14 protein-coding genes and 3 pseudogenes are annotated in these 14,026 nt (G+C 59.3%); 5 read left to right on the top strand and 12 right to left on the bottom strand.

Annotated features, from left to right (window positions below; all coding sequences use genetic code 11):
• Nucleotides 1-104 precede the first annotated feature (104 nt).
• From gspD to gspG, 5 genes and pseudogenes are all read right to left on the bottom strand, one after another.
• On the bottom strand, nt 105-2,480 hold the full coding sequence (gene gspD, locus PSH65_RS14530; protein WP_305426692.1) for a type II secretion system secretin GspD: 2,376 nt from the start codon (nt 2,478-2,480) through the stop codon (nt 105-107).
• The gene (gene gspM / locus PSH65_RS14525; RefSeq protein WP_305426691.1) at nt 2,477-3,019 is read right to left on the bottom strand and encodes a type II secretion system protein GspM; all 543 of its coding nucleotides are present in this window, start codon (nt 3,017-3,019) and stop codon (nt 2,477-2,479) included. The genes gspD and gspM overlap by 4 nt, the downstream gene beginning before the upstream one ends.
• Entirely contained in the window at nt 3,012-4,190 is a 1,179-nt protein-coding gene (gene gspL, locus PSH65_RS14520) for a type II secretion system protein GspL (protein ID WP_305426988.1), read from the bottom strand. Before gspL ends, gspM begins: the two co-directional genes overlap by 8 nt.
• 3 nt (nt 4,191-4,193) lie before the next feature.
• Nucleotides 4,194-5,174 (bottom strand): annotated as a pseudogene (gspK, locus tag PSH65_RS14515) (type II secretion system minor pseudopilin GspK); the annotation flags it as partial.
• Nucleotides 5,175-5,182: 8 nt separating this feature from the next.
• Entirely contained in the window at nt 5,183-5,632 is a 450-nt protein-coding gene (gene gspG, locus PSH65_RS14510) for a type II secretion system major pseudopilin GspG (protein ID WP_305426690.1), read from the bottom strand.
• Nucleotides 5,633-5,780: 148 nt separating this feature from the next.
• Between gspG and gspI the strand changes: the two genes are divergently transcribed.
• Entirely contained in the window at nt 5,781-6,167 is a 387-nt protein-coding gene (gspI, locus tag PSH65_RS14505; RefSeq protein ID WP_305426689.1) for a type II secretion system minor pseudopilin GspI, read from the top strand.
• Nucleotides 6,168-6,173: 6 nt separating this feature from the next.
• Here the strand turns inward: gspI and PSH65_RS14500 are convergent, their stop codons facing one another.
• Nucleotides 6,174-6,605, bottom strand: coding sequence for a type II secretion system protein N (locus tag PSH65_RS14500; RefSeq protein WP_305426688.1), 432 nt, complete (start codon nt 6,603-6,605; stop codon nt 6,174-6,176).
• Between the two features lie 114 nt (nt 6,606-6,719).
• Here PSH65_RS14500 and gspH point away from each other — a divergent pair, with 114 nt between their 5' ends.
• Together gspH and PSH65_RS14490 are read left to right on the top strand one after the other, a co-directional pair.
• A complete protein-coding gene (gspH, locus tag PSH65_RS14495; protein ID WP_305426687.1) occupies nt 6,720-7,181 on the top strand; it encodes a type II secretion system minor pseudopilin GspH in 462 nt (153 codons plus the stop codon).
• A complete protein-coding gene (locus PSH65_RS14490) occupies nt 7,178-7,789 on the top strand; it encodes a type II secretion system protein GspJ (protein ID WP_305426686.1) in 612 nt (203 codons plus the stop codon). Before gspH ends, PSH65_RS14490 begins: the two co-directional genes overlap by 4 nt.
• A gap of 150 nt (nt 7,790-7,939) precedes the next feature.
• Here the strand turns inward: PSH65_RS14490 and PSH65_RS14485 are convergent.
• A pseudogene (locus tag PSH65_RS14485) lies at nt 7,940-8,218 on the bottom strand (UTRA domain-containing protein); the annotation flags it as partial.
• A gap of 436 nt (nt 8,219-8,654) precedes the next feature.
• Between PSH65_RS14485 and PSH65_RS14475 the strand changes: the two are divergent.
• Nucleotides 8,655-8,945, top strand: a complete 291-nt coding sequence (locus PSH65_RS14475) for a type II toxin-antitoxin system ParD family antitoxin (protein WP_305426685.1) — start codon at nt 8,655-8,657, stop codon at nt 8,943-8,945.
• 2 nt (nt 8,946-8,947) lie between these two features.
• The gene (locus PSH65_RS14470) at nt 8,948-9,304 is read left to right on the top strand and encodes a type II toxin-antitoxin system RelE/ParE family toxin (RefSeq protein ID WP_305426684.1); all 357 of its coding nucleotides are present in this window, start codon (nt 8,948-8,950) and stop codon (nt 9,302-9,304) included.
• A 208-nt stretch (nt 9,305-9,512) separates the two neighbouring features.
• Here PSH65_RS14470 and PSH65_RS14465 read toward each other — a convergent pair whose 3' ends face one another.
• The 5 genes and pseudogenes from PSH65_RS14465 to PSH65_RS14445 all read right to left on the bottom strand — a co-directional run bounded on the left by PSH65_RS14465 (nt 9,513) and on the right by PSH65_RS14445 (nt 13,980).
• Complete coding sequence (locus tag PSH65_RS14465) at nt 9,513-9,812, bottom strand: Arm DNA-binding domain-containing protein (RefSeq protein WP_305426683.1); 300 nt, start codon at nt 9,810-9,812, stop codon at nt 9,513-9,515.
• 441 nt (nt 9,813-10,253) lie between these two features.
• A pseudogene (locus tag PSH65_RS14460) lies at nt 10,254-11,315 on the bottom strand (polyamine ABC transporter substrate-binding protein); the annotation flags it as partial.
• 44 nt (nt 11,316-11,359) lie between these two features.
• A complete protein-coding gene (locus PSH65_RS14455; RefSeq protein WP_025214414.1) occupies nt 11,360-11,701 on the bottom strand; it encodes a cupin domain-containing protein in 342 nt (113 codons plus the stop codon).
• On the bottom strand, nt 11,698-13,122 hold the full coding sequence (locus PSH65_RS14450) for an FAD-binding oxidoreductase (protein WP_025214415.1): 1,425 nt from the start codon (nt 13,120-13,122) through the stop codon (nt 11,698-11,700). The genes PSH65_RS14455 and PSH65_RS14450 overlap by 4 nt, the downstream gene beginning before the upstream one ends.
• Before the next feature lie 57 nt (nt 13,123-13,179).
• A complete protein-coding gene (locus PSH65_RS14445) occupies nt 13,180-13,980 on the bottom strand; it encodes an AraC family transcriptional regulator (RefSeq protein ID WP_054069181.1) in 801 nt (266 codons plus the stop codon).
• Between the last annotated feature and the right edge of the window lie 46 nt (nt 13,981-14,026).

Here is a 14,026-nt window from a genome sequence, read left to right as displayed (position 1 = left end):
CAAACCTTGCAAACCGGCTCTTTCGGACACCCTTCGTGCACCGGGTTTGCGGGGGCTTCGCCCCCGAGCGGGAGCAAGCTCCCTCGCCACAGTCATCATTCGGCTCATAGTCGTGGGCCTGCTTCAATCGGCACGGCTTTGATCGTTGCGCGTGGGCCGGAAGTGGGCACCACCGCCGGAACGCCCTGCGCTGTCGCCGGCAATTGCGGCGCCTGCATGTCCGGCATCGCCCAGCTGCGTTCCGGCTGCAAGCCACCCTGCGCGCGGCGCATGAAGTCGTAGCGGTTGAGGGTGACGCTGCGCCCCGCTTCGCTGTCACGAATGATGTACGGGCGCAGGAACACCATCAGGTTGGTCTTGGAGATCGCCCGGCGCTCGTTACGAAACAACGCGCCAATCCCCGGAATCGTCGACAGCCACGGCACTGCGTCGTTGCTCTGGCTATAGCCGTCCTGCAGCAAACCGCCAAGCACCATTATCTGGCCGTCGTCGAGCAAAATACTGGTGTCGATCGCGCGTTTATTGGTGACGATGCCCGCCGACGTCACGCTGTTGGAGGCGCGTTCGTCGATGCTGCTGACTTCCTGATAGATGTCGAGCTTGACCGTGCCGCCTTCGGAAATCTGCGGGCGCACGTTGAGCTTCAGGCCAACCTCTTCGCGGGTCACGGTCTGGAACGGGTTGTTGCTGGTACCACCGCCGCCGGTGACGTAGCTGCCGCTGACAAACGGGATGGTCTGGCCGACGAAAATGCTCGCGGCTTCGTTATCGAGGGTCAGCAGGTTCGGCGTCGACAGCACGTTGGTGCCGCCCTTGCTCTTCAAGGCCCGGGCCAGCACTTTCAGATCAAGAATCTTACCGATGCCGGGGATGTCGACAGTGCCGTTGACGTAGCCCAAATTCAAACCTTGCGGCAGCACATCAAGGCTGGTCTTGCCGTTGAGATTGATCCCCGAACCGCCGAGATTGGCGCCACCGATCACGCCTTTGCCGCCGAGGTTGCCGGTCTGCCACTGCACACCGAATTCACTGGCATCGTCCTCGCCAACTTCGACGATCAGGCTTTCGATCACCACTTGGGCACGACGTTGGTCGAGCAAGTCGATGACTTCACGCAGGTTGCGGTACAGCGGTTCCGGTGCGGAAATCAGCAAGGTGTTGGTGGTCGCGTCGGCCTGAATGGTCACGCCGCCGGCGCTGAAAGCGACGTTCTGTTCGCTGGCCTGAACGCCGCTGCTGTTGGTGCCGCCGCTGCCTTGCGCATAACTTCCGCCAGTGCTGCCGCTGGAGTTGCTGGTCGATGTGCTGCCGCTGGTTTGTGTACTGCTCTGTCCATTCTGCCCACCGGAATTGGTGTTGCTGCCCATCGCACTGAGCACCGAACGCGCACTGTCACTGGTGCCGCTGTCGCTCTCGCCGGTCAGCAAACCCCGCAGCGCCTGCGCCAGTTTCGCCGCCTGCGCATTGCGCAAATACACCACGTGCAAATTGCTCGGATTGCTCTGCGCATTGTCGAGTTTGTAGATCAGATTACGCGCCAGTTCCGTGCGTTCAGGACTGCCGGCGCGAATGATGATGGTGTTCGAGCGCGGATCACCGATCACCGCGATTTTCTGCGTCGGATCGTTGCCCGGTGTGTCGAGCAAATCAGCGACCATCGGCGCAATATCGGCGGCGATGCCATTCTGAATCTGCACCACGTCGGTATCGATGGCGCTCGGCGAATCAATGCTCTCAATCAACTGCGCGACGCGGGTCAGGTTCTCCGCGTAATCGGTGACGACAATGGTGTTGTTGCCCGGATAAGCATTGATCGGGTTGTTCGGCGAAACGATCGGGCGCAGCACCGGGATCAGGTTCACCGCGTTCTCGTATTGCAAACGAAAGGTACGGGTGAGCATGCCGTTACCGCCGGGTTTGTCAGCGCTGTAGATCGGCCCGCCGAGGAGTTTCGCATCGGCTTCCGGCACCACCTGCGCGACCCCGCCAACATCGACCACGCTGAAACCCTGCATGCGCAATGCCGCGAGCAACATGTCGTAGGCCTGGCGGGCCGGCACCTGGCCTTCCGAGACCAGTGTCAGGTTGCCCTTGACCCGTGGATCGACCAGAAACTGCTGGCCGGTCGAACGCGACAACGCGCGCACCACGGCTTGAATATCCGCCTCGACAAAGTTCAGCGTCACCGGTTGATCACCCAGCGGACTGCTCGGCAGTGTAGCGCCACGTGATGCGCCGCCAGTGCGTGCGCGTTCGGTGATGTTGTGCAATTGCTTGGGTACCGGTCGCGCCTGGGTCTGCGTTCGCTCGCGATCCGCCACCGCATCACCGCTGCGCTGGGTATTGGCCAGTGGCCGACCGAGTTCGCTGTCGACCAGCAACGGCGGCGAACTCTGTGGTGTGGAGGTGTTACACGCGCTTAATGCCAACAACAGGAACGGCGCGACCGTGCGTAGATAATTGGAACCTGACCACTTCATGAAGCTTCCTTAGCGCCCTGCGCCTGATCCATGCGAACGGTTCCCGACAGAGTGCCTGCCGTGTCATCGGCCTCGACTTCGCCTGCACGCTGCAAACGAGCCTCGACCACTTGCAGTGAAAACTGCACTGGATTGCTCAACAACCAACTGATGACCGCATCGGCTGGAGCAGCCTCGAACGTCAACTGCCACGCGGTGCCTGCGGCGTGTAGTTGGTAGTGCCCAGCCAGACCACTGGCGTCGAGCGCTTGCTGCAACGATTGTTCAAGGTTCTGCGCGCTGGATGCGGCCGGTAACTCGCGCAGCACCAGCGCCAGCACTTCAGACTGCGAGCGTAATTTCGGTGTTTCGGCTTGCCAGTAATCGATCTTTTTCAGCGGCGGCTGGATCAGTATCAGCCAGATCAACAAACCACCGAGTATCACTGCGGCGCCCGCGAGCATGCGTTTTTCGCGTAAAGAGAGTGAGCACCAATGCGTTTGAATCTGCGCGCGCCACAGTGAACCACGGGCTCGATACGCCGCCAAAAAATCACCCATCGTCGTTATCCATGATGGCGTCGCTAGTACCCGACGCTGGCTCAGCCTGAGGACTCAACATCAACACGTTGGCATCACGGCTAACAGCGAGCCCTGCCTCACTCACCATCCCCGCCAATGCGCTATCGGCCGCAGCCTGGAGCGTGTCGACTGCCAATTCCAACTGCAATCGGCCTTGATCAAACGTCAGCCGTAGCACGCCGCCCGCTAAAAAGGGCATCGCGTTCGCGGCTTGCTGCACCATGTAGGCGAACCCCTGATTCGCCTCAGCCACTGCACCACTTTTTCGCGCCGCCAATTGCTGACGGGCCTGTTGCAATGGGTTGAGGATCACCGGCAGCTCAGGGAAGGCCTGCTTCACTTGCAGACTCATTTGCGCCTTGAGTTGCTGACCTTGGGCGGCTTCACGGGCAGCGTAGAGGTTCAAGCCCAGAACCCATACGCCAATCGCCAAGGCGCAACAGAGGACCGCCCTGCCCCAATCCGGTGTAGGCCCGAGCGTCTTGCCGACGCCGCCGTGCAGCCCCCATCCCGGAGACGCTCCGGACCAGCGCTGCTGCGCAGGAGATTGTTCGAGCGCTGCCGCTGGCGCGCTATCACCGAACCAGTGCAATCCGCCACCACTGGCCACCAGCTCATCCAGACGTCGCTGAATCACCGGTTCCACCCGCCCTTGTTCAGAGCTGAGGCGCAGCAACAAGTGTCCGTCCAGCACGCAGGCACTGACCTGCCCGGCAGGTGGCACCGGCAAGAGATAAGGCGCCGGGTACAGACCACGCAGCTTCAAGTGATGCAGGCTCAATAACTCACCGAAACGATCCAGATCGGACTTCGCAAGCCAGGCCAGACACACCTGTCCATTACTATCGCGGGAACTGTGGGCGACATGCATTCGCTCAGTGCCACCCAATATCAGCGCCTGGGCAGCACAAGCCACCGCCGCGCCGATCTTCGCCGCTGATAGCGGCGGTAACTCCAGGCTGGTGAGCACGCTGTCGGCGGGATGTAGAAAACACTCGACGATCTGCGACTGGGTTTCCTGTTCCAGCCGCAACAATGTACTGACGCCGGTCTGGCTGACGCGCCTGTCGTGATCCAGGCGTGCGAACTCGAATTCAGTGTGCGACGTCAATGCCTCCAGCGGAGGTAAGGCGATGCGCAAACGACTCATACGCCCCAGCCTCGACCAGATCACTCTGGGCATGTTGTCTTGTGGAAGATGCAGCAACGCATCCATGCTCACGCGACGCTGGTCTCGACGCGCCTGTGCGCGGAGCAGAAACCACTCACTGCTAATCCCGACGTTGAGCCCGTCTACGCTCAGTTGCGGCAAACGCACACGGTTTACGAAGTCGCCGCGATTGATGAACCACTGTCCACTGTCGCGCTCCAGCACCAATGCCCTGGCGTGCGAAAGCGCCAAGCCAGGCACCACGGCCGCCAGAACCTCGGCGCTGGCCGTGTTGCCGTTGACCCAGGTCTTGGCTGGAATAATGCTCACGTATTGACCTAACCGAGCGAGCACCTGCTCGTCCATACCCTTGAGGCCGCGCAAATCCTCCAGGCTACGCAGCATCGGCTGGCTAGCGGGCAACGGTTGTCGACGCGCATTCGGCGACGTCGCGCGCCCCGTGTCGAAGCCGATCTGCGCAGTGCTTGGCGCGGATGTTTGCGGGTCGAGGAGTCGCGGGTAAGAGGCGATGACGCGTTGACTGATGCGCTGGCCAAGACTGGCTTCGATTCCGATGATTTCGCAGAGTCGTTCGAAGCTGCGAAGCTGACCAGGATCAATGCGCTCATTACTGAGTAAATTACGCAGGTTGAACTTGCCTTGCTGGTCTTCCAGACGCCCTTCATAACGCCCCCCCAAGGTATTCAGGAGGTTACTTTTCACGGGCTGCGCCCATGGTTGATCGAGCCGGGTCGCCACGTCATGCTGACGGGATTCGCGCAACAGTTGGCGGCTGATTTCCAGTCCACTCAAAAGCACCGCACTGCCCTGCACGCGAGCCTGTTCAGCTTCAAGGGAGCGGGTAAAAACGCTCTGCCGGGTGAGCATGCCACCGGCGATCACAGCGACCACGGCAGCGATCAGCAAGGCGCTGATGATCGCCATGCCGCGCTGTTTCGCCACTGTCGGCGAAGACAATTTCATGGCGCCGCTTAGAGCTGCCAGGAGCCGATATCGGCATTCACGCCGTCGCCGTCAGGCTGTCCGTCGGCACCGAGGGAGAAGATGTCGACTTCGCCGTTCGCGCCCGGATTCAGGTAGTTGTAAGGACGACCCCACGGGTCATTGGGCAAGCGCTCCAGATAGGAGCGCCAGTTAGTGTTTTTCGCGTCCGCCGGACGCTCCACCAACACTTTGAGCCCTTGATTCATGTTCGGGTAAGTGCCGTGATCGAGGCGGTAGAGTTTCAACGCCTGCATCAGGCCGGCAACGTCTTGCTTCGCGGCCGTGGCCCGAGCCTGATCGGGGCGGTCGAGCACTTTGGGTACAACCATGGCCGCGAGAATACCGAGGATGACGACTACCACCATGATCTCGATCAGGGTGAAACCCTGTTGACCGCGAAGACCTGCAGACTGAGATTTGACGCGCGCGAAATCCATTTCAACCTTCCTTGGCGTGATTACAATTCGTCGCGCAGTGTAACAAAAGCCAGTCATCGTACAACATACAAAAGTGCTTTGTTTTTCTACGCGTTCGCCCGGGTTCGAGTGCTATTCTGCGGCCCTGTTCAAACCGCCAGAGTCAGCCATGGAAGCGTTGCGCAAGGAGCAAGGATTTACCCTGATCGAGGTATTGGTCGCCTTGGCGATCATCGCCGTGGCCATGTCGGCGGCCGTACGTGTTGCGGCGGTCATGACCCAAAGCAGTGGGCTGCTGCGCGACCGATCCATCGCCCTGTTGGCGGCGCAAACCCGCCTCGCCGAACTGCGTCTGGAAGCACGTTTCCCTCAGGGACTCAAAGCGTTCGAGTGTGATCAGGGACGCCTGCAACTGCGCTGCGAACAGACTATAACCCCGAGCGCCGATGGTCGACTGATACGCGTGAAGGTGCTGGTTTCGGATCGTGAACGTGAAGCACCGCCCTTGGCGCGACTCGAAACGTTGCTCGGCCAACCCCTGGAAAAGCCTCAATGAGACAGCTCAGGGTCGGGTCAAACGAGGCAACACCAAAGAGTCTGGCAGCGTGCTGACTTTATACCGGGACTGCTCCGCGCCCCGCTTGATGACCACTGCATCCTTTTCAATCGCTAACACGCGCACGCCTTGGGTCAGGCGCTCACCCAGCAGAAAACTGCGCGGCGGACCGTCGTTGAGACTGAGGATCGCCACCGCACCTTGCGCCCCGGCCATCACCCCGGAGACCTTGATGTTCACCGCTGCCGGCTGGTTGGAAAACCACAGCGAGGCTGGCGTCTCGGAACGCGCAGCCGATACCTGTGACTCGATCATCGGCGCGTTGGATTCAGCCGACGTCAACAAAAGCGATGACCAAAACAGCCCTCCTGCCAATGCCGCGACCAGTGCCGCCGATTGCAGAAGTTGTGCTGCAGATAAACGAAAAGTGAATGCCAAGACCAAACCTCCCTGTTGTCCTGCGTCGCAGTCTACAGGACAACTCTGGTTTTTTACTCCGGACTGAAGATCCGTATCCGGCAGGACAGATTTACGACGAAGGAACGTTGCGACATGGCCAAGGACAGACAACAGGGCTTCACCCTGATCGAATTGATGGTGGTGCTGATCATCATCGGCATCGCCAGTGCCGCCGTCAGCCTGAGCATCAAACCCGACCCGGCGCAACTGTTGCGCAAGGACGCCAATCGCTTGATCCAGCTACTGCAAATCGCCCAGGCCGAAGCCTTGGCCGACGGACGCCCGATCACCTGGCTGGCGGACAAGCAAGGCTTTCGCTTCAGTCGCCGCAACGCACAAGGCTACGGTTTCGATCATTTCATTGCCGATCCGCACCTGCATCCTCGCAGCTGGGAAACGCCCTCGATGAAGATACGAGTCACGCCCAGACAGCCCGTCGTGCTGAACGCCGAGTGGTTTGACTCGCCCCTGCAATTGCAACTCTCGGACGGCCAAAACAGCCTCACCGTGCAACGCACAGCGGCCGGAAAATTACACGTGGCCAGCCAACCATGAACACCCGTCAAGAGGGCTTTACCCTGATCGAGGTCATGGTCGCGATCATGCTGATGGCGATCGTCAGCCTGATTGCCTGGCGCGGTCTGGACAGCGTGTCCCGCGCCGACAATCACCTACAGGCCAGCGCCGAACAGACAGAGGAGTTACTGCGCACATTGCATCAACTGGAACGCGATCTGGCGTTGCGCGCCAGCACCGAACTGCGCGAGCCAAACCTGACCGATAACGAAGACGAGCAACCTGATAGACCGGCGGCGATCAGCGTGCGCAGCGCCGACAATCAGAGTTTTCGCCTCGACGTGATCCGCAGCGCGGCAGCTTCGGAGAACGGCTTGCAGCGGGTTCGCTGGTGGCTGAAAGACCAGACCCTGTATCGCGCAGCAGCACCGGCTCGTGATCGTTATCCGCTACCGGCACCACAACAAGGGGTGGCGGTGCTCGACAGAGTCAGTGATCTGCAAGTGCGCGTGTGGGAACCAGACAGTGGCTGGCGCCAACTCAGCGGCAACCGCAAAGAAGACCCGCCAGGACTTGAAATCCGCCTGACCCGACAGACGGCACAGGGTGAGGAACACTATCGACAAGTATTGGGCCCACTGGACTAAAAGAAATGATCAACAACCTTGCGGTAATAGGCATTGTCCTTGGAGCAATTGCCGGGCTGCTCCCCGTCACGGTGAGGCCAGTCATTGCAAAACAAAACGATGAATTCAACAGCGAGTCGCCGCTGTGTGTTCCGCTACTCAGGCAAGCCGCTAACGGATATCCACGCGGTAACGGAAGTGCTCCGCATGCCCACGGGAGTGACGCCACTCCAGTGGCATACCAGAGTAATCTCGCGCCAGTCGTTCGATCACCACCAGGCTGTTTATCGGTACTTACGATAAGCGCGCATGCACGTCATTGACCGATTCGGCCGTCAGTGTCTCTTCGACATAGGCGACGACCTGCCCACAGACTTCTTAATAGATCGGATATAGCAGCGGCCCTATACGACTGAGGTCAATCTCCATCAACGGCTGGAAGCGGCTGCGCGCTCACTATGCGTTCCGCGCCGATTGGGCGTAATGCTCGATCACAGCGGTAATTTCCTCCGCCTCTAGACCCCCGCTGAGTCTTTATTGCGTGCACCACAAACGTGGCTCGTTCACCGACATTCAGAAAAATTCAATTTCCCTGCTGACATCGGAATCGTCGTCAAGACACATCACCCTCCACGGAAACCAAAAGTCGCAGCTGGGGAGCTGATCGTCGTCTTCAGTTCATCGATTTTGGTCTGCGCTGGGAAGGGCGTATCAATAGAGCTGACTTGACGGAGTACTTTGGTGTGTCGGTGCCTCAGGCTTCGCTCAGGATGAACCCGTACGACACAGTTCGTGAGATACAAATCCCAAACGATGTGCTCGCGGGTAAAATGGCATAATATGCCAATGATCGAAAAAACCTGTTTGCCCAGAGCTGGAGCTAATTATGGCGACGCGAAATGTTGTGCTCACCCCTCACCAGGAACAGGTCATCCATGACCTGGTTCAGTCCGGCCGCTATCAAAATGCCAGCGAAGTGATGCGAGAAGGTTTGCGTCTATTGGAGCAGCGCATCGCCGAAGACACTGCCAAAATTGAGGCCCTGCGTCAGGCGACCTCGATCGGCATCATGGATCTTGAGCACGGGCGCTTTACTCAGTTGAACGAAGGGGATCTGGAGCACTACCTCGAGGGCTTGAGCCTGGAGGCCACCCTCCCCGCGCGCGAGAAACACTGAGCATGTCGCAATATCGGATTTCCAACGCGGCGCGCGCCGACATTGTCGACATCCTCAGGCTCTCCCAGACGCAGTTCGGCGATCAAGCACGCCAGCGCTACCAGGCGCTGATCCTCTCCGCATTACAAGCTATCGCCGACACGCCCTATCGCATTGGCAGCCACGACCGCGATGAGCTTGCACCGGGCCTTCGCAGCTATCACCTCATTTACTCACGCCAGCAGGCTAAACACCCCCATGGAACGGTCAAAAGCCCGCGCCATGTCGTGTTCTATCGCGTGGCAATCGACGACGTGATCGAGGTCGTCCGACTCCTTCATGACGCCATGGAAGTGCAACTGCACCTACCCAACGACTGATCACTGACCTGGCCCAAAGGCTTAACTGGCTATGAATAGCGAAGGTAAGGCCCCCGCCTCTATATCGTAACCTGAGCGCCCTCGCTGTCAGCCGACTCGGCGGCCAATTGAAGCGGGAGGTGCTGGGGCCGATCGGACTATCGAGACCCACGACCAGAATCACGATGCTCAACGTTGCGTACCACTTTCAATGCTGAACAAGCGCTTCTTAGGCGTTTTCCCTGGCCAGGCGCCTGACATTACGCTCCAGCTGCCGATGGACACGCGGATCGATGCCCCTGGCGACCAGTGCCCTCGCAACATCACGCAGAGCACGAGCATCTCGTAAGCTAATTTCAGGATAGGTGCCGAGAGAAATACGCGGCTGCTTATCCGACCAAGAAAAGCGGAAGTGCCAGCACTTGGCGCCTTTCGTATTCACGAAAAGAGCGAGGCCGTTGTAGTCAGGAAGGGTGTAGTTCTTGGCGCGGGGTTTGGCGTGCCGGACTGCGGTATCGGTGAGGGCCATCGTACAATCTCCGTCTCGTTTGGATGGAGGAGATTTGTACGGGCTTCCAGAGAGACAAGTCCTACGAAAAAGCGATCTACCAAGCGCCGGATTAATGTACTAAAAAATGTACTAAAAAAACGTGGATGGTAGTGCTTTCGAGTGGAGCTTACTGGAACTAAAAAAGAGGCCGAAGCCTCTTTTTTCTGTTTCTGCAGACTTCAATAGAAGCCTGTAGAAAAATAATTGGAGCGGGAAACGAGACTCGTATCTGGTGTCCGACTCGTTGAAATTTAAGGGGTTTCTTTTCTAGCCGGAGCAGGAAAAGACTTGATTCTGGACTTGTTTCTAGAGCACATCAAGCGGTCATGGTGCCAGTGTGAGGCATGCTTTCGCACCGAGGACCTGCCGCCGATGATCCGGGCTGCCCGCATCATCGGCGATTGACTTTATTGCCCGTTTTTTAACCCGACTCCAAACACGCGTGCGCAGCCGGTCGGTCTCCAGCGGCATCGCTTCCAGCACGAAGAGTTTCTTCATCACGCTTTCAGGCGGATACACCATCGGGTCGTTGAGAATGGCCTTGTCGACCATGCCCTCAGCGGCAGCGTTGCCGTTGGCATAGTGCACGTGGTTGCTGATGTCAGCCATGACGTTGGGTTCCAGCAGGTAGTTCAGAAACGCGTAACCGACCGCTTCATTCGGAGCATCGGCGGGCATGGCGACCATGTCGAACCACATGGGTGAGCCTTCCTTGGGGATGGCATAAGCAATCTGCTGGCCGTTCCCGGCCTCATTGGCTCTCGCGGCCGCCTGCATCACGTCGCCAGAAAATCCCACGACCAGACACACGTCACCCGTTGCAAGATCGCTGGTGTATTTGGAGTTGTGGAAGTAACTCACATAGGGCCGCACGTTGAGCAGCAGGGCCTGGGCCTTCTCGTAGTCGGCCTTGTCCTTGCTGTGATGCGCAAGCCCCAGGTAGTTCAAGGCGATGGGAAGAATCTCGGGGCCGTTGTCGAGCATGGCTACGCCGCATCGGGCGAGTTTTTTCATGTTCTCCGGCTTGAACACGATGTCCCATGAGTCTATCGGTACATCGCCCAGGACTGCCTTGACCTTGGCCACGTTGTAGCCGATGCCGGTGCTGCCCCATAGGTAGGGAAAACCGTATCGGTTGCCCGGATCGTTGGCCTCCAGAACCTTCATCAGCGTCGGGTTGAGGCTCTGCCAGTTCGGCAGTTTGCTGCGGTCCAGCGGTTTCAGCGCACCGGCCTTGATCTGCCGGGCCATGAAGTGGTTGGAGGGAAACACCACGTCATACCCGGAACGGCCGGCCATCAGTTTGGCGTCGAGGACCTCGTTGCTGTCGTACACATCATACTGAGTCGGGTGCCCGGTATGGCTGGTAAAGTTTTGCAGGGTATCTGGGGCAATGTAACTGCTCCAGTTGTAGATCCTGACGGTGTCTGCCGCCTGAGCGGTGGACGCGATCAACAGTAGCGGAACGATCGACTTCAACATACGAGACCTCAACCTTTGTTCTTTACGTTATGGGTGAAGGCAGTTCAGAAAATCAGCACGTAGCTTTTGCGAACGGTTTCTTGTATATCCCAGACTCCCGTGGTGTTCGCAGGCAACATCAATGCGTCGCCGGCCTGGATATGAAGGATCTCACCGCCATCCGGGGTGAAGGTGCAGCGCCCCTGGATGAAATGGCAGAACTCCTGTTGCACGATCTGGCGCCGCCAGCGGCCGGGGGTGCATTCCCACACCCCGGCTTCGACGCCGTCATCGCGCTCAACGCTTGTCGTGGCAACCTGTGAAACCGGCTCACCCAGCGGTATACCGACAGCGCCCGATTCCACGAGAGACAAGCGTGGGGTGTCGCGAAAATGATCGATCTTCATGGGAACGGCTCCTTGGACTTCATCAGACGTTCCATGCAACCCGCCAGGCCCTCGGCCATCCGGCGACGCCAGCGCGGTACATGGAGGTTGGCCAGTATCCGATCCTCGTGAACAAAGCTCTGGATAATGGCGTTGTAACCCAGCCAGCGCAGGGGCTCTGGCTCCCAGCGCGGCAACGAGGCCAGCGGACGGTCGGACCACACCCAAGGCTGGCGGGTCAGTTCGTTGTCCTGACCAAGAATCAGCGCGGCCACGGTGCGACCACCCAGGTTGCTGGCGCCTACGCCTTCGCCGCCATAGCCACCGGCGAGTGCAATTTTCTGGCGGCGGTCGGCCAGCATGTGCGGGTGAAAGCGCCGCGCGACGCCCAAGTTGCCGCCCCAGGCATGAGTCAGACGAACATTGCGCAAAATCGGGAATAGTTCGCTAAACAAGTACTGACGCAACTCACGTTCGGCCTGACTGAGGTTGAAGTCACTGCGCAGGCGACCTCCAAAGCGATAGCCACCGCGGGCACCAAATACCAAGCGGTCATCGCGGCTGCGCTGACCGTAGGTGACCTGTCGGCTGTTTTCGCTGAAAGCCTGGCCACGGCTAAGTCCAATTTCGGCCCACACATCGGCCGGGAGCGGCTCAGTTGCAACGATCAGGCTCTGGGCGGCCAGTTGATATTTGTTTAACGGGGGCAAGGCACTGGCATATCCCTCGACTGCCGGCACCACCCAATCGGCGCTCACCCGACCGTGCTCGGTTCGAACTTGGCCTGCCGTCCAGTCGAGCACAGCGCTTTGCTCGAAAATCCGCACACCCATGCGTTCCACGACATCGGCTAGCCCCCGTACCAACCGGGCAGGTTGAAGGGTCGCGCAGTGAGGTGAATACAGGGCGCCGTACGCCTGGGCCACATTCAATTGTTCGCACAAGGCCTGAGCGCTCAACCAGCGATAATCGTCCTCACCCAGGCCTTGGGCACGGGCGGCAGCGAGTTGTTCGCGCAGGCGCCGTTCTTGCTCGGGATACCGCGCCGCGCAGTACAGCACGCCACCTTTACGCAGTTCGCAATCGATGCTTTCGACGTGGCACACCCGCGCCACTTCATCGGGGATTCCGTGCAGCAGTTGATATCCTGCATGACGTTGGGCGGCGGGCAAGGGCCCCAGGAGTCGGTCTTCGCCGAGCAGATTCCCCATCAACCAGCCGCCATTGCGGCCGGAGGCGCCGAAACCGGCAATCTGTGCTTCAACTATGACGATATCCAGGTGCGGTGCTTGCTGCTTGAGGTAATAGGCCGTCCAAAGGCCGCTGTAGCCGGCACCGATGATCACCACATCGGCTCGCAGATCCTGATGCAACGTCGGACGCGGCGTCAGCGCCTCGTCGACTTGCTCCATCCACAAACTCACACCACCCCAACCAGCCATTACCTGCTCCATCGTTTGATTGCCGACAGAGCTTAATGCGCAGCGAAGGGGCCTGTGTTATCTGCGGGTACGCGCGCAATTGGCCTTCAACCAGACTTTTGGTGTGCAGCCGGTATGGCAGCGGAAAGCCTTGTAGAACGCAGAGGTGGAATTGAATCCGGCAGCCACTGCGAGGGCATCGATGGGTGCGTTTTCGTCGTAACTGGCGAGGCGTTCAAGGAGGTAGGCCAAGCGAGCCTGAGTCACGTAGCGATAGAAGCTTTGCCCGAGCACTTGATTCAATAAGTAAGACAACTGATTACGGCTGTACCCGGTGGCGCTGGCGATCCGTGCAAGATCCAGGTCAGGGTCCAGGAATGGCTGCTGGCGGGTAAAGTAATCAGCCAAGTCTCGCGCCATGAAGCTCAACTGGCGCGCCGATAGCCCTAGCTTACTGATGGCGGGGGCGCGACGCCCGGCGTGCGGCTCGCCGTCGCGCACGAGTGACGCGTATTCGTTGACACGCAGGATCTGACCCTCACATACGATGATCGCTTCGCTGGTGCGAAAGACCACCCGCTCGCCACTGCCCTTCAGAGCGGTCTGGTACTGGATGAATGCCGTGCAGCCGTCAGCGCGGATGCGGTCATTGTGCTCAAGATATTCATCGGGATGGCGCGGCAATGTGCCAGTGATGTAGGCGCGCAGCTCGGTCAGGCCCATGCTGCGATTCTGGAAAAAATCGTTGTACTGCACATGCGGGTGATAGAGCGCGAGTATCGCCTCCAGGTCGCGGTGCTTCCAGGCCATGTGATAGCGCAGCACCACCTCAAGGGTGAGCTTTGTCTGTTCGGCGGTATCTGACGGGACGAGGAGCATGGGTTGACGGGCCTTATGACTGGGCGGCACCAGTCTAGTCCTTGAG

Source organism: Pseudomonas sp. FP603 (assembly GCF_030687415.1).
Taxonomy (GTDB): Bacteria; Pseudomonadota; Gammaproteobacteria; order Pseudomonadales; family Pseudomonadaceae; genus Aquipseudomonas; species Aquipseudomonas wuhanensis.
This window is presented reverse-complemented; position numbering and strand designations above follow the sequence as displayed.

Coding starts and splice junctions, on each gene's coding strand:
- PSH65_RS14450 (WP_025214415.1), bottom strand. CDS start 13,122: ATGGCTGGTTGGGGTGGTGTGAGTTTGTGGATGGAGCAAGTCGACGAG.
- PSH65_RS14475 (WP_305426685.1), top strand. CDS start 8,655: ATGGCGACGCGAAATGTTGTGCTCACCCCTCACCAGGAACAGGTCATC.
- gspL (WP_305426988.1), bottom strand. CDS start 4,190: ATGAGTCGTTTGCGCATCGCCTTACCTCCGCTGGAGGCATTGACGTCG.
- PSH65_RS14445 (WP_054069181.1), bottom strand. CDS start 13,980: ATGCTCCTCGTCCCGTCAGATACCGCCGAACAGACAAAGCTCACCCTT.
- gspH (WP_305426687.1), top strand. CDS start 6,720: ATGGCCAAGGACAGACAACAGGGCTTCACCCTGATCGAATTGATGGTG.
- PSH65_RS14465 (WP_305426683.1), bottom strand. CDS start 9,812: ATGGCCCTCACCGATACCGCAGTCCGGCACGCCAAACCCCGCGCCAAG.
- gspG (WP_305426690.1), bottom strand. CDS start 5,632: ATGGATTTCGCGCGCGTCAAATCTCAGTCTGCAGGTCTTCGCGGTCAA.
- gspI (WP_305426689.1), top strand. CDS start 5,781: ATGGAAGCGTTGCGCAAGGAGCAAGGATTTACCCTGATCGAGGTATTG.
- gspM (WP_305426691.1), bottom strand. CDS start 3,019: ATGGGTGATTTTTTGGCGGCGTATCGAGCCCGTGGTTCACTGTGGCGC.
- PSH65_RS14470 (WP_305426684.1), top strand. CDS start 8,948: ATGTCGCAATATCGGATTTCCAACGCGGCGCGCGCCGACATTGTCGAC.
- PSH65_RS14490 (WP_305426686.1), top strand. CDS start 7,178: ATGAACACCCGTCAAGAGGGCTTTACCCTGATCGAGGTCATGGTCGCG.
- PSH65_RS14455 (WP_025214414.1), bottom strand. CDS start 11,701: ATGAAGATCGATCATTTTCGCGACACCCCACGCTTGTCTCTCGTGGAA.
- gspD (WP_305426692.1), bottom strand. CDS start 2,480: ATGAAGTGGTCAGGTTCCAATTATCTACGCACGGTCGCGCCGTTCCTG.